Source organism: Mesorhizobium sp. M7A.F.Ca.CA.001.10.2.1 (assembly GCF_003998575.1).
In the GTDB taxonomy this organism is placed as follows: Bacteria; Pseudomonadota; Alphaproteobacteria; order Rhizobiales; family Rhizobiaceae; genus Mesorhizobium.
Genome location: NZ_RZQY01000090.1, coordinates 1 through 13,877, shown reverse-complemented (window position 1 = coordinate 13,877; position 13,877 = coordinate 1). Strand labels below are relative to the sequence as shown.

Genomic DNA, 13,877 nt, shown 5'->3' with positions numbered 1-13,877 from the left:
GCGCTTTACGGTGCTGAAAAGCGGACTGGCCCGGATGGAACGTGCGCTCGGCCAGTTTATGCTGGACCTGCATACGACCGAACATGGCTACGAAGAAGTCATCCCGCCGTTGATGGTCAAGGACGATGTTCTGTTCGGCACCAACCAGTTGCCGAAGTTCGAGGAAGATCTGTTCTTCACGCCGCACGGGGAGGGCAGGCTTGGCCTGATTCCCACTGCCGAGGTCCCACTCACCAACCTTGTGCGTGAAGAAATCACCGCGCATGAAAAACTGCCGCTGCGCTACACCGCGCTGACGCCGTGCTTCCGCTCGGAAGCGGGTTCGGCCGGGCGCGACACGCGCGGCATGCTGCGCCAGCATCAGTTCTACAAGGTCGAGCTGGTGTCGATCACGGACCAGGAATCGTCACTTGCCGAGCATGAGCGGATGACGCAATGCGCCGAGGAAGTGCTGAAGCGGCTCGGCCTGCCGTTCCGCACCATGACGCTGTGCACCGGCGACATGGGCTTTGGCGCGCGCAAGACCTACGACATCGAGGTCTGGCTGCCCGGCCAGAACGCCTATCGCGAGATCTCGTCCTGCTCGGTGTGCGGCGATTTCCAGGCGCGCCGCATGGACGCGCGCTACAAGGACAGAGACGGCAAGGGCAACCGCTTCGTCCACACCCTCAACGGCTCGGGCACAGCCATTGGCCGCGCGCTCATCGCCGTCATCGAAAACTACCAGAACGAGGATGGCAGCGTAACCATTCCTGAAGTGCTGCGGCCTTACATGGGCGGCCTGGAAAAGATCGAAGCGAAATAATGCGTATCCTCCTGACCAATGACGACGGCATTCATGCCGAGGGCCTGGCGTCGCTCGAACGCGTCGCGCGCACGCTGTCCGACGATGTCTGGGTGGTGGCGCCCGAGCAGGACCAGTCCGGCTACGCGCATTCGCTGTCGATCTCGGAGCCGCTGCGGCTGCGCAAGATCGGCGAGAAGCATTTCGCCGTGCGCGGCACGCCGACGGATTGCGTCATCATGGGCGTCAAGAAAATCCTGCCTGGCGCACCCGACCTGATCCTGTCCGGCATCAATTCGGGCGCCAATATCGCCGATGACGTCACCTATTCGGGCACCGTCGCCGGCGCCATGGAAGGCGCGCTGCTCGGTATCCGCTCGATCGCGCTCAGCCAGGGCTACAGCTATGTCGGCGAAGATCGCGTCGTGCCCTACGAGACGACAGAGGTGCTGGCGCCGGCGCTGCTGAAGAAGCTTGTCGCGACGCCGTTGCCGGACGGCGTGCTGCTCAACGTCAATTTTCCCAATTGCACGCCCGAAGAGGTCGCCGGCACGGTGGTCACCACGCAAGGCAAGCTCGTGCACTCCCTGTGGGTCGACGAGCGCCGCGACGGGCGCGGCCTGCCATACTACTGGCTGCGCTTCGGCGGCGAGCCGGTCGAGGGCAAGCAAGGCACCGATCTCTACGCCTTGCGCAACAGGCTGGTGTCGGTGACGCCGCTGCAGCTCGATCTGACCGCGCATGAAATCCGTGACCAATTGAGCAAGGCGCTTGCATGAACCAAGGGATCGATGACCGTGAAGGTTTTGCCGCCTTTCTGCTGCGTCTGCGCGGTCGGGGGACTGTACCGAAAGCGCTGATCGCCGCCTTCGAGGCGACGCCGCGGCGCGGCTTCCTGGCGGCCCAGTTCCATCAGATCGCCTGGTCGGACCGTATGCTGCCGATCGAATGCGGCGAGGCGATCGAAGGTGCCGACATGCAGGCGGCGGTGATCGCGGCGCTCGCTATCGAGCAGGGCAACCGCGTGCTCGAGATCGGTACCGGTTCGGGCTACACCTCGGCGGTGATGTCGCGGCTGGCGGCGCGGGTCATCACCACCGATCGCTACAAGACGCTCGCCGAGCAGGCCAGGCAGCGCTTCGAGGCGCTCGGCATCGGCAATGTCATCGTGCGCCACGCCGATGGTTCCGGTGGCCTGCCGAATGAAGGGCCGTTCGATCGCATCGTTGCATGGGCGTCCTTCGACAGCCTGCCGCGTTTCCTGCTCGACCAATTGTCGAGCGGCGGCATCGTCATCGCGCCGATCGGCCCCGAAGAGGGCGAACAGGTGCTGGCCAAGCTGACCAAGGTCGGCAGCCGCTTCGAGCGTGAAGACATCGGCCTCGTTCGCCTGCAGCCGATCCTGCGCGGTGTCGCCGCTATCATCTAGCGCGCATGTCGATGTTCAGGCCGCGCCGCGTCGGGTGCGTCTTCGACCCCGGCCGGCATGACCTGAAAATCTCCCCTGGGCTCGCTCTCTAATATTTTAAGAAAAATTGCGCCGGATTCCATGGGGTTAACCGTCGAGTAACATTAACGCGCTTTAATCATGCCTAGTTTGTACCGGGTATGTGCGGGTTAGTGCGATGCAACTCAGTGTTTTGAAGACAAGCGGTCGCAATCTGGCGCGAGGCTGCGCCATACTGATGGTCGCGGGTGCTGCTGCGGGGTGCAGTTCCCAAGTTTCGCGGTTCAATGGCGTCGACGACGTCTTTACATCCTCGACCAACAATCAGCGCACCATCATCAACAAGCAGGATGCCGTACAGCAGCCTTATCCGGGCGATGTCGCCGCCGCTCCGATCGATGGCAGCCATACACAGTCGGTCAGCCGCTCCAGCCTCGATCCGGTCTCGACGCGGCCGCTGCCTCCGCCCGTTGCCCAGGCTCCCGAAGTGGCGCCGGTATCGAAGCCGGTGCGCACCGCATTGGCTCCCGCACCGCATGTCGACAGGACCACGACCGGCACCGTCGCCCCGGTGGCATCGCCTTTCAAGGTTTCGCAACCTGACGAACCCCGCGTGGCTGCTTCCGGCACTCCGCATGCAACCGAGATCGTCGTCAGGGACGGCGAAACGATCGGCGGCCTGGCGCAGCGCTACAAGGTGCCGTCCGACGTGATCATGAAGGTCAACGGGCTGAGCGCGACCAAGGGGCTGAAGACCGGCCAGAAGCTGGTCATCCCGGCCTACGCCTATTCGAGCAAGAGCGAGCCGAAGCTCGCGGATGCCAAGCCGGCGAAAGACACCAAGCACAACCTGCCGGCCACTGCGCCGGACAAAGTCGCCGTCCTGCCGCAGCAGCCGAAGCCTAGGGAGGGCAAATCCACCGCTCAGGTCGATACGTCGGCCGCCGCGAGCCAGCCCAAGGAGCCCAAGCCGCAGGTAGCCGCGGCCAAGGCGACCAATGCAGCTGGCACCTATACGGTTCAGTCGGGCGACACGCTTTCCTCGATTGCCAGGAAAACCGGTGTCGGAGTCGTTGCCATCAAGCAGGCCAACGGCATGCAGGATGGCTTGCTCAAGATCGGCCAGACCCTGAAGGTGCCGGCGGGTGGAACCGCGACCGTCGCCGCCGCCAAACCGGCCAAGGTCGATCCGGTGACGACGGCCACGACGCAGCCCGCGGCAAAGACCACGCCGTCGGAAACGCTGGCGTCCTACACGCCGCCGAAGAAGGATTCGAAGGTCATCCAGCAGGCCGAGGCCGACGATGCCGTCGCGCCTGACGCCACCGGCATCGGCAAGATGCGCTGGCCGGTGCGCGGTCGCGTGATCTCCGGTTTCGGCTCCGGCAAAGACGGCGTCGACATCGCCGTGCCCTCGGGCACACCGGTCAAGGCAGCCGAGAACGGTGTCGTCATCTATGCCGGCGACGGCCTCAAGGAATTCGGCAACACGGTGCTGGTGCGCCACGAGAATGGCCTGGTCACCGTCTACGGCCACGCCAGCTCGATCGAGGTGCAGCGCGGCCAGAAGGTCAAGCGCGGCCAGGAAATCGCGCTGTCGGGCATGAGCGGCACGACGGACTCGCCGAAGCTGCACTTCGAAGTGCGCAAGAACTCGGCCCCGGTCGATCCCTCGGGTTACCTCGAATAGAAGAAAAAAAGCAATTTGCGGGCCGTCTGACCTCCAGTCCGGCCCGCCGGCTCAGCCCGTTCCGAAAGGAGCGGGCTTTTTCAGTTTCAACGCGACGCGCCAGTCTTCAAGCTTCAAAGATGATCACGCAGAGTGTCGGCGATCATGACGTCAAGGCCGCTGGCCTTGATTCCGAGAAGCGTCTCCGCGTCGGAGGAATCGACCAGCAAGGGATTGTCGAAGAGATAGCTCATCTCGATGAGTTCATGCATGCCCAATGCTTCCATTTCGGGGATGGAATAGGAACGTGTTTCTGGAATTTCACGGTGAAGCATTGCCGCCGTCGTCAGGATGAGTTCCCGGGGTGAGGCGTGTTGCGATGGAACATGGAACGCCCGTCGCCATTTGCCCGTGTAGCGGGAAGCGGCGACCAGCGTCCTGGCCACGTCCTTCGTGAAGGACCAGGCATGAGTCGCGTCGAGGTTTCCAATGAAAGCAGTCGGCTTCCCCTCGATTATGGAGGGCAGCGCGACCAGTGAGAAAGAGCTGATCGCGCCATGTCCAAGATAATCGCTGGACCGCACTTCGACTGCCGGCACGTCCGCACGGACCGCCCGCTGCCACATGATCGTGCGGGCGGTCCCTTTCTTCGAAGTCGGATCCAGAGACAGGTCGGAGTGAAGCGGGCTATCGGCATGTTTCCCATAGCCATAGAGGTTTCCGAGAACCACAAGCTTCGCGCCGACCGCTTCCGCGGCACGCACGGTGCCGTCGATGATTGGGAAGAAGTCGGTCGGCCACCGGTGATAGGCGGCCATGGCACACATGAAAATGGCGTCGGCGTTTCGGCAGATACGCGCCAGTTCAACGGCATCGGTGGCATCGGCCTGCACCGCCCGGACGTTCCGCAACGCGTTTGAGCCGACACTCCGGCTCGTGAGAACGACGTCATGTCCTTCTTCGCCCAGAAGGCGCGCGGTCTCGTGCCCGACCGGGCCTGCTCCGACAACTACATAAAAACTCATGGCTAACCTCTCGTCCAAGCTCGATGGAGAGGCGTAGGTACATGTCCCCGGCATTGAAAATCGCGCGGGAATTGCCAATTCTTGGACAGGTTTTGCCAGGAAGCGAGAGAGCATGCATTCGCAGTCTGTTCCGGCCCGATTTCCGCCCGACGTCACAATGGCCTTCTGGCATATCGAAGCGGGCGTCCATCGTCTCTCCAGGGCGGCCCATCATCGCATCATGGTGCATGCAAGCGCGGCGACGCGTTCCTACTGCAATGAGGTTGGTCGATATTTCGTGAGGCGCGCTGGCGATATTGACCTGGTGCCCGCTGGCCAAGAGGGCGGCTTCGAGACCGAAACCCCGTTCGACACGATCGAGATCGCGTTACAACCAGCCCTGATGGAAAGGGTGGCGGCTGAGCTAGGTGGCAAGGCGCGCGCGTTGCCGCTCGACACACGTCATCTGCTTCGTGATCAGCGCATCCAACATCTCGCCCGTGCACTCGAGAGCGATCTCGGCGCAAACTCACCGAGTGGATCTTTGTTTGCCGACAGCATTGGCGCCGCTCTGGCGGTGAGGCTGCTCGGTCTTGAGAATTCCGATGTCGAGCGAACAAACCGGTTGTCAGATGCCCAGCTCAAGCGAGTGTTGGAGCATATCGAAGCTGGCTTGCACGAGCCCCTTTCAATCCAGCGATTGAGCCGAGTTGCCGGGGCGAGCAGCTCGCACTTGCGGGCTTGGTTCAAGGCGGCGACGGGCGTCACCCTGCACCGCTACGTGGTGCGACGTCGCGTCGAACGCGCACGCGCCCTGCTGCAGCGAGGCGATCTCAGCACAAGCAAGGTGGCGGAATTGACGGGCTTTGCGCACCAGTCACATCTGGCGCACTGGATGCGCCGCGAGATCGGCCAAACGCCGCGTGATTTGCGCCGGGCGCAGCCCAAATGATCTTGTCATTGGATGGCGTTGGCGACGCCACCCAACGTGTCAGTCCCTCAGTGGCTTGCCGAGCCGTCCAGCCAGGTCCTGGGTGAACTGCCAGGCGACGCGGCCCGAGCGGCTGCCGCGCGTCGTCGCCCATTCCAATGCTTCGGCACGCAGCGTGTCGGGATCGATTGCCAGCCCATGGTGCCGGACATAGCCATCGATCATGTCGAGATACTCGTCCTGCGAACATTTGTGGAAGCCGAGCCACAGCCCGAACCGGTCGGACAGCGACACCTTTTCCTCGACCGCCTCGGATGGGTTGATCGCGGTCGAGCGCTCATTGTCGATCATGTCGCGGGGCAACAGATGGCGGCGGTTCGAGGTGGCGTAGAAGATGACATTGACTGGCCGACCCTCGACGCCGCCTTCGAGCGCTGCCTTGAGCGATTTGTAGGAAGTGTCGTCATGGTCGAAGGAGAGGTCGTCGCAAAACAGGATGAAGCGGAAGGGGGCCGCCTTGAGCAATCCCATCAGCTTCGGCAGCGTGTCGATGTCCTCGCGGTGGATTTCGATCAGCTTCAGCGGCAGGTCGGACTTGGTCCTGGCGTTGATTTCGGCATGCACGGCCTTGACCAGCGACGATTTGCCCATGCCACGCGCGCCCCACAGCAACACGTTGTTGGCTGGGTAGCCGGCGGCGAAGCGTTCGGTGTTGTCGACAAGGATGTCGCGGACGCGGTCGACGCCACGGATCAGGCCGATGTCGACGCGGTTAACCCTGCGCACCGGCTCCAGATAGCCGGGATCGGCCTGCCAGACGAAACAATCGGCCTCGCCGAGGTCGGTTTGGGGCACCGGCGGCGGGGCAAGGCGGCTCACCGCCTCGATCAGCCGGTCGAGTTTCTGGTTCAGGGATTCAATGCTGCTGTCGGTCATGACTGTCTTTTGTTTTCGCGTTTTTGATGTCTGGGGGCGTGAAGCTGCCCGATTCCGCCTGATACAAAACCGGTCGCAACCTTTTGTTAGAGCATAATCTTTTGCGGAAACCGGCTCGCGCTTTTCGCGATCATGCTCTAACACGGCTCAACAGGCCGTAAAAGCAGCCGATTTGGCCGGCCGCGCAGTTGCATTGACAACTTTACCGACTATATTCCGGCCAAATTTCAAGGGCCGCCAAATTGGCGGCTGTTTTCAAAGATCAGGAGTACCTCGATGTTCGTGACACCGGCATACGCCCAAGGCGTCGGCGCTTCTCCCGACATGTTCATCAGCATTTTGCCCTTTGTCCTGATTTTCGTGATCATGTATTTTCTGATCATTAGGCCGCAGCGCACGCAGCTGAAGAAGCGCGGCGAGATGCTGGCGGCTGTCCGTCGCGGCGACACGGTCGTCACCGGCGGCGGCTTCGTCGGCAAGGTGACCAAGGTGATCGACGACAACGAGCTCGAGATCGACCTCGGTAACGGCTTGAAGGTGACGGCGCTGCGCTCGACGATCGCCGATGTGCGCGTCAAGGGCGAGCCGGTGGCCAACCAGAACGCCAAGAAATAATCCAATTTTAGGCGGAGCGATCCGCGGACACGCTCTGACGGACGACGCCATATGCTGTATTTTTCGCGCTTCAAGATGATCCTGATCTGGGTGGCCGTGGCCATCACAGTGATCCTCGCCGCGCCCAACCTGTTCTCCGCCAGCACGCTGGCGCAATTGCCCAGCTGGGTACCGAAGCGGCAGATGACGCTCGGCCTCGACCTGCAGGGTGGTTCGCACATCCTGCTGGAAATGAACCAGAACGATCTGATCAAGGATCGGCTGGAGACGACGCGCGATGAAATCCGCACGCTGCTACGCGACGCCAAGATCGGCTATACCGGCCTTGCCGGCACGGGGCGGACCCTGCAGGTCCGCATCACCGATCCCGCCCAGATCGATGCCGCCAAGACGGCGCTGAAGACGCTGACCGATCCGGTCGCTGCCGGCCTGTTCACCGGCGGCTCCGTCCAGGAAATGACGCTCGACGATTCCGAGCCCGGCCTGCTCAAGTTCAACGTCACCGACGCCGGCATCAAATACCGCACGTCGACCGCGCTGACGCAGTCGATCGAGGTGGTCGAACGCCGCGTCAACGAACTCGGCACCACCGAACCGATCGTGCAGCGGCAGGGCGACGACCGTATCCTTGTCCAGGTGCCGGGTCTTCAGGACCCGCAGAGACTGAAAGAAATCCTCGGCCAGACCGCCAAGCTGACCTTCCAGATGGTCGACCAGTCGATGCCGGTGCAGGACGCGCTCAATGGCCGTCCGCCCGCCGGGTCATCGGTGCTGTATTCGCAGGACGATCCGCCGGTTCCGTATCTGATCGAAAATCGCGTCATCGTCTCGGGCGAAAACCTCGTTGACGCACAGGCGACATACAATTCGCAGAACAACGAGCCGGTGGTGTCGTTCCGCTTCGATTCGAAAGGAGCGGCGCGCTTCGGTCAGGCCACGGCGCAGAATGTCGGCAAGCTGTTCGCCATTATCCTCGACAATCAGGTGATTTCGGCGCCGCAGATCCGCGAGCCGATCCTCGGCGGCACCGGCCAGATTTCCGGCAATTTCACTGCCCAGAGCGCCAACGACCTTGCGGTGCTGCTGCGCGCCGGTGCGTTGCCCGCGACGCTGACGGTGATCGAAGAACGCACCGTTGGTCCGGGCCTTGGCCAGGATTCGATCCATGCCGGCAAGGTCGCCGGCATCATCGGTTCTATCCTCGTCGTCGCCTTCATGTTCGTCGCCTACGGCTTCCTCGGCTTCCTCGCCAACATCGCGCTGGCGGTGCACGTGGCGATGATCGTCGGCGTGCTCTCGCTGCTTGGCGCTACGCTGACCTTGCCTGGTATCGCCGGTATCGTACTGACCATCGGCATGGCGGTCGATTCCAACGTGCTGATCTATGAACGTATTCGCGAGGAGCGACGCGCCGGCCGCTCCGTGATCCAGGCGATCGATACCGGTTTCACCAAGGCGCTGGCGACCATCGTCGATTCCAACATCACCTCGCTGATCGCCACCGTGGTGCTGTTCTATCTCGGTACCGGGCCGGTGAAGGGCTTTGCCATCACCTACGCCATCGGCATCCTGACCACGGTCTTCACCGCCTTCACCTTCACCCGCCTGCTGGTCTCGATCTGGCTGCGCCGGGCTCGCCCGAAGGAATTGCCGAAGGCACCGGTGACCTTCGTTCCGCCCGGCACCAAGATCCCCTTCATGGGCATCCGTCGCTGGACCTTCACGCTCTCCAGCGCACTGTCGATCCTGTCGGTGGTGCTGTTCATGACCGTCGGCATCAATTACGGCATCGACTTCAAGGGCGGTTCGCTGATCGAGGTGCAGGCCAAGAGCGGCAATGCCGACCTCGCCGACCTCCGTGCGCGGCTGACCGAGCTCAACATCGGCGAAGTTCAGGTGCAGCAGTTCGGTACGCCGAACGACGTGCTGATCCGCGTCGGGACGCAGGATGGTGGCGAGAATGCCGAGCAGACCGTCATCGACAAGGTGCGTGGCGAGCTGCAGGACAATTACGATTTCCGCCGCGTCGAAGTGGTCGGCCCGACCGTTTCTGGCGAGCTTGCCAAGCAAGGCACGATCGCCATGCTGATCGCGCTGCTTGGCATCCTGGTCTATGTCTGGTTCCGCTTCGAATGGCAGTTCGCGGTCGGCGCCATCGTGGCGACGGTGCACGATGTGGTCATGACGCTCGGCTTCTTCGTCATCACCGGACTGGAGTTCAACCAGTCATCGCTGGCGGCGATCCTGACGATCATCGGCTATTCGCTGAACGATACGATCGTGGTCTATGACCGTGTTCGAGAGGATTTGCGAAAATACAAGCGCATGCCGCTGCCGCAGCTGTTGAACAACGCCATCAACGAGACGCTGTCGAGAACGACGCTGACTTCGGTGACGACGATCCTGGCGCTGCTGGCGCTGGTGCTGTTCGGCGGCGAGGTGATCCGCTCGTTTACGATGGCCATGCTGTTCGGCGTCGTCTTCGGCACCTATTCGTCCATCTTCATCGCCGCACCGTTGCTGATCCTGTTCAAGCTGAGGCCGCAGGCTTCGGCCGACGAGGAGAAGCCGGTCAATGGCGGCAAGGCGGTCGCGACCTGACGCGCCGCCCCGAAGGGGTATAGCGGTGACCGGCAAAGGCATCGTCATCCGCGAGGCGCATTTTCCGGGCCGCGCGCCGATCGAAGCCTATGGCAATGGCGGGTTCCGCTTTGCCGACATGTCGCATCGCGGTTCGCTCATGTGCCTGCCATCCGGCATCCATGGCTGGGAACCGGCTGATCCTCTGGTGCTGACGGTGGCGGATTTCGACAAGCTGCTGGCTGAGGCCGGCAAGGTCGAGATCCTGCTGGTCGGCATGGGCAGGGATCTCCGGCCATTGCCCGCCGCACTGCGAGCCGCGCTGAAGGCTGCCGGCATTGCGTCCGACCCGATGTCGACCGGTGCCGCGGTACGGACCTACAATGTCCTTCTGGCGGAAGAGCGCGCCGTGGCCGCCGCGCTCATCGCCGTCGATTGACATGTCCCAGAATGCCAAAATCGTCATGGACGCGGTGCGCGCCGCCGACCATGACCGCTATCTGACCGCGCTCTACGCGCCCGACGACAAGCGCGACGCGCTGTTTTCGCTCTACGCCTTCAATGCCGAGATCGCAGGAATCCGCGATCGCATCCATGAAGCGCTGCCGGGCGAGGTGAGGCTGCAATGGTGGCGCGATGTCATTGCCGCTGGCGGAGAAGCGGGCGCCGGCCATCCCACAGCCGAAGCCTTGAACGCCACGATAGCGACGTTCGGCCTGCCGAAGCCGGCCTTCGAGAACATGCTCGATGCACGCATCTTCGACCTCTATGACGACCCGATGCCGTCGCGCACTGACCTGGAAGGCTATTGCGGCGAGACTGCTGCCGCGCTCATCCAGCTTGCGGCGATGGTGCTCGATCCCGTCGGGGCGCCGCGCTTTGCCGATCTGGCGGGCAGGGCAGGCTGTGCGCAGGCGATGACCGGCCTGTTGCTGCTGTTGCCGCTGCATCGCCGGCGCGGACAGTGTTTTGTCCCGGCCGATATTTTGGCGGCGGCGGGATCGTCGCCGGAAGAATTCATTGCTGGTGATGGCGGACCCGGCGCCAAACGCGCGGTGGCGGCGATGATGGCGCTGGCACGGGAACATCTTTCCGCCTTCGAGCAAGGCGCACCGACCTTGCCTGTCTCGCTGCGTCCGGCATTCCTGCCGCTCGCCCTGTCACGTGCCTACCTCGGCAAGATGGAGAATGGTTCGCCGCTCGAAGGCGTGGCGCGGCTGTCGGCCTTGCGCCGGCATTGGCTGCTGCTGCGTCGCGCGAGCAAGGGCTGGCCTGCGCTTTGACGTAAACGTCAATCGTGTTAAGACGTCCCCGCGCCAAACTGTTGCCGAAGACAACAGGCCGGCCCGGAGGAGATGAATGAGCTTACCCATATTGGTGGCGATCGTTACCTTCGGCATCGCGCTGTCGGTTGCGGCGGTGCATTTCACCGGCGGCAGCAAGATAGCGACGCTCAGCAGTGCCAATCGCGCGGTGAGCCGATTCGCTGAGGATTTTCCCGACGAGATCGCGACGGTAGTCCGCCTGACAGCGGATGCCAGGACTGCGTTTCTGGATATCGGGCGAGGGCGCATCGGCATCGTTCACGGCATCGGCGATTGCTTCTTGACCCGCATCGTCACACCTCAAGATGTCATGGTTTTGAACGCCGGAGGGGCGAACACGGTTTCGCTGCGGCTCGCCGACTTCACTTGGAAGGGCGGCCGCTTCCGCTTTGCCAGCTCAACGGATGCGCAGGGCCTGCTGAAAGCGCTTGAGCAGCAACGTTCGAATTCCACTGGGGCGGCCGCATGATGGACAGCTACAATTTCCCGCAAGTCACCCAACTGGCCATTCCGTTCTTCGTGGTCGCGATCCTGATCGAGCTTTGGCTGGTGCGCACCGGCCGCGCCAAGGGTTCGTTCGAAACGCGCGACACCTTGACCAGCCTGATGATGGGCACCGGCAATGTCGTTGCCGGGCTGCTGCTTGGCGTCGTGTCCTACTGGGCGTTGCTGTGGCTCTGGCAGTTCCGCATCTTCAATCTCGGCCTGTCGGTCTGGGTGTTCCTGGCCGCCTTCCTGCTCGATGATTTGCGCTACTACGTCTATCACCGTATCGCGCACCGGGTGCGCTGGGTGTGGGCCGAACACGTCAACCATCATTCCAGCCAGCACTACAATTTATCGACGGCGAGGAGGCAAAACTGGACCGGAATGTTCACCTTCATGTTCGTTTTGCAGGCGCCGCTGGTGCTGCTTGGCTTCCATCCGGCGGTGATTGCCTTCACCTTCGGCTTCAACCTCGTCTGGCAGTTCTGGATCCACACCGAGACGATCGGCAAGATGTGGGGCTGGTTCGAGTTCGTCTTCAACACGCCCTCACACCACCGCGTCCACCACGCCACCAATCCGCGCTATCTCGACGCCAATTATGCCGGCACGCTGATCATCTGGGACCGCATGTTCGGCACCTTCGTCGGAGAGTTGGAAGAAGACCGGCCGCGCTATGGCATCGTCAGGAACCTCGGCACCTTCAATCCACTGAAAGTGGCGTTCCATGAATGGATCGGCATGTTCAGGGATGCGTTTGTGCCAAGGCTGACGGTGCGCGACCGCATCAACTACTTGATCAAGCCGCCAGGGTGGAGCCATGACGGCTCGCGCGAGACTTCGGAGAGTTTGAAGGCTGCCTATGTCAGGCGAAATCCTGCTGAGGCGGGGAAGCCGGGATTGCCAAGCGTGGGTGGCGAGCCCGCCGAGTAGAACTTCTTATGTCAGGAGGGTCCGTCGTCATCGCTGTCGTACGCCAATTGCGCGATTCGTTCCGTCACTTGCGCGATGGCGTGATCCAGCGGAACAGCGGGACGCGTATCTTCGATCGAAGCCTTTATCTTGGCCCGGATCGCGGCTAGGCGCTCGGCATGCTCCTCTTCCTCGCGCTGGAAGGCCCGGAGCGCCGCGCGGATGACTTCGCTCGCCGAGCCGAAAGAGCCGTCTTCGACTTTTTGGCGGATAAGGCGGGCCATTGCTGGCGTGACTGTGACAGAAAGTTTCTCGGCGAATTCCATGGAACGGCTCCCATTGGACCGCAAGTAGGATTGTATCCTGCTTCATCCGTGCGGCCAACGATGAGGTCCTAGCGCCTGGGTTTCGCCCGGCCGGCTTCCGAACCATCCGGCATGGTGGCGCTAATGCGCCGAGTTGTGCCGAAATGCCGGCCGAATTCACGGCCCCCCAAATCTGTAAAATTGGCTTCGAACTCAACCAGCGCGTCGACGATAGCCGGCGCCTCCGAGCTGGGAGCCTCCTGCGTGAATCGTGCACTGAGGTAGACGCCATGAGGATGTGAGGGATCCAGACGGGTTTGGATCGCCCAGAAGGATGACAGCGAATAGATCGCTTTCATGAAATCCAGAATTAGCCGGTCATTGTAGGGACCTTCGACAGGCTGAACGGCAATGATTCTCTTCAAGCTTCGATCGCGGTTCTCATTGTAATTTTCATTTTCGTACAGCCAACCTTGGCCCCCGTGAGGCTGACCTATTAGCGCCTCGATAGCGGGTATATGAACTTCGCGCAGCTTCCGCAGGTTGGTGCATCTGACATAGATGCTCCAGCAAATTTCGTAGTCGCCGGCGAAAGGTTCGCCACTCGGCGGCAGGTCCGACGGCAGAAGCTGGTGCAGCTCGGAGTGCTTGGCCATGGACTACTCGGCGGCTTGCGCTTGTGCCGGCAGCCCTAGCCATTCTCGGCAATCAGCCTGCGCACGCGACGTGATCGCATGGCGCTTGGCAACGGTCTTGTCCTTGCCGCGCATGCGTTTGCCTTCGGTCTTCGGCGCCTCCACCGGCGGGAACAGGCCGAAATTGACGTTCATCGGCTGGAAGGAGCGCTTTCCCGGGTCGTCATCGGAGACGATGTGGCCGCCGG

15 protein-coding genes and 1 pseudogene are annotated in these 13,877 nt (G+C 62.3%); 11 read left to right on the top strand and 5 right to left on the bottom strand.

Annotated features, from left to right (window positions below):
• The 4 genes from serS to EN964_RS08760 form a co-directional block, all read left to right on the top strand.
• Window positions 1-805 (top strand): serine--tRNA ligase (serS, locus tag EN964_RS08775; RefSeq protein ID WP_127276307.1); only part of this gene is annotated, 805 nt, incomplete at its 5' end.
• The gene (gene surE / locus EN964_RS08770) at window positions 805-1,563 is read left to right on the top strand and encodes a 5'/3'-nucleotidase SurE (RefSeq protein ID WP_023812184.1); all 759 of its coding nucleotides are present in this window, start codon (window positions 805-807) and stop codon (window positions 1,561-1,563) included. The genes serS and surE, both read left to right, overlap by 1 nt.
• The gene (locus tag EN964_RS08765; protein ID WP_127267601.1) at window positions 1,560-2,213 is read left to right on the top strand and encodes a protein-L-isoaspartate(D-aspartate) O-methyltransferase; all 654 of its coding nucleotides are present in this window, start codon (window positions 1,560-1,562) and stop codon (window positions 2,211-2,213) included. Before surE ends, EN964_RS08765 begins: the two co-directional genes overlap by 4 nt.
• A 196-nt stretch (window positions 2,214-2,409) precedes the next feature.
• Entirely contained in the window at window positions 2,410-3,921 is a 1,512-nt protein-coding gene (locus EN964_RS08760; RefSeq protein ID WP_127267602.1) for a peptidoglycan DD-metalloendopeptidase family protein, read from the top strand.
• 113 nt (window positions 3,922-4,034) lie between these two features.
• On the opposite strand, the gene EN964_RS08755 is transcribed toward EN964_RS08760, so the two are convergent.
• Entirely contained in the window at window positions 4,035-4,925 is an 891-nt protein-coding gene (locus tag EN964_RS08755) for an NAD-dependent epimerase/dehydratase family protein (RefSeq protein ID WP_127267603.1), read from the bottom strand.
• Window positions 4,926-5,037: 112 nt separating this feature from the next.
• Between EN964_RS08755 and EN964_RS08750 the strand changes: the two genes are divergently transcribed.
• Window positions 5,038-5,856 (top strand): AraC family transcriptional regulator, encoded by an 819-nt coding sequence (locus tag EN964_RS08750; RefSeq protein ID WP_127273191.1) that lies wholly within the window; start codon window positions 5,038-5,040, stop codon window positions 5,854-5,856.
• 39 nt (window positions 5,857-5,895) lie between these two features.
• Here EN964_RS08750 and EN964_RS08745 read toward each other — a convergent pair whose 3' ends face one another.
• Complete coding sequence (locus EN964_RS08745; RefSeq protein ID WP_127272750.1) at window positions 5,896-6,771, bottom strand: ATP-binding protein; 876 nt, start codon at window positions 6,769-6,771, stop codon at window positions 5,896-5,898.
• Window positions 6,772-7,047: 276 nt separating this feature from the next.
• On the opposite strand from EN964_RS08745, the gene yajC reads away from it, so the two are divergent.
• From yajC to EN964_RS08715, 6 genes are all read left to right on the top strand, one after another.
• Window positions 7,048-7,386: a preprotein translocase subunit YajC gene (yajC, locus tag EN964_RS08740; RefSeq protein ID WP_127270542.1), complete on the top strand. Its 339-nt coding sequence runs from the start codon at window positions 7,048-7,050 to the stop codon at window positions 7,384-7,386.
• Between the two features lie 51 nt (window positions 7,387-7,437).
• Window positions 7,438-9,987, top strand: coding sequence for a protein translocase subunit SecDF (gene secDF, locus EN964_RS08735; RefSeq protein ID WP_127273192.1), 2,550 nt, complete (start codon window positions 7,438-7,440; stop codon window positions 9,985-9,987).
• A gap of 25 nt (window positions 9,988-10,012) precedes the next feature.
• Window positions 10,013-10,405, top strand: a complete 393-nt coding sequence (locus EN964_RS08730; RefSeq protein WP_127271505.1) for an Mth938-like domain-containing protein — start codon at window positions 10,013-10,015, stop codon at window positions 10,403-10,405.
• A gap of 1 nt (window position 10,406) precedes the next feature.
• Window positions 10,407-11,249 carry a phytoene/squalene synthase family protein gene (locus tag EN964_RS08725; protein WP_164748857.1) on the top strand — a complete coding sequence of 281 codons (843 nt, stop codon included), beginning with the start codon at window positions 10,407-10,409 and terminating at the stop codon, window positions 11,247-11,249.
• A gap of 76 nt (window positions 11,250-11,325) precedes the next feature.
• Complete coding sequence (locus EN964_RS08720; RefSeq protein ID WP_127271503.1) at window positions 11,326-11,760, top strand: hypothetical protein; 435 nt, start codon at window positions 11,326-11,328, stop codon at window positions 11,758-11,760.
• Complete coding sequence (locus EN964_RS08715) at window positions 11,760-12,710, top strand: sterol desaturase family protein (protein WP_206528701.1); 951 nt, start codon at window positions 11,760-11,762, stop codon at window positions 12,708-12,710. Before EN964_RS08720 ends, EN964_RS08715 begins: the two co-directional genes overlap by 1 nt.
• 11 nt (window positions 12,711-12,721) lie before the next feature.
• On the opposite strand, the gene EN964_RS08710 is transcribed toward EN964_RS08715, so the two are convergent.
• From EN964_RS08710 to EN964_RS08700, 3 genes and pseudogenes are all read right to left on the bottom strand, one after another.
• Window positions 12,722-13,015 carry a type II toxin-antitoxin system ParD family antitoxin gene (locus EN964_RS08710; RefSeq protein ID WP_164748858.1) on the bottom strand — a complete coding sequence of 98 codons (294 nt, stop codon included), beginning with the start codon at window positions 13,013-13,015 and terminating at the stop codon, window positions 12,722-12,724.
• A gap of 68 nt (window positions 13,016-13,083) precedes the next feature.
• Window positions 13,084-13,650, bottom strand: a complete 567-nt coding sequence (locus EN964_RS08705; protein WP_127269101.1) for a hypothetical protein — start codon at window positions 13,648-13,650, stop codon at window positions 13,084-13,086.
• Window positions 13,651-13,653: 3 nt separating this feature from the next.
• Window positions 13,654-13,877 (bottom strand): annotated as a pseudogene (locus tag EN964_RS08700) (FADH(2)-oxidizing methylenetetrahydrofolate--tRNA-(uracil(54)-C(5))-methyltransferase TrmFO); the annotation flags it as partial.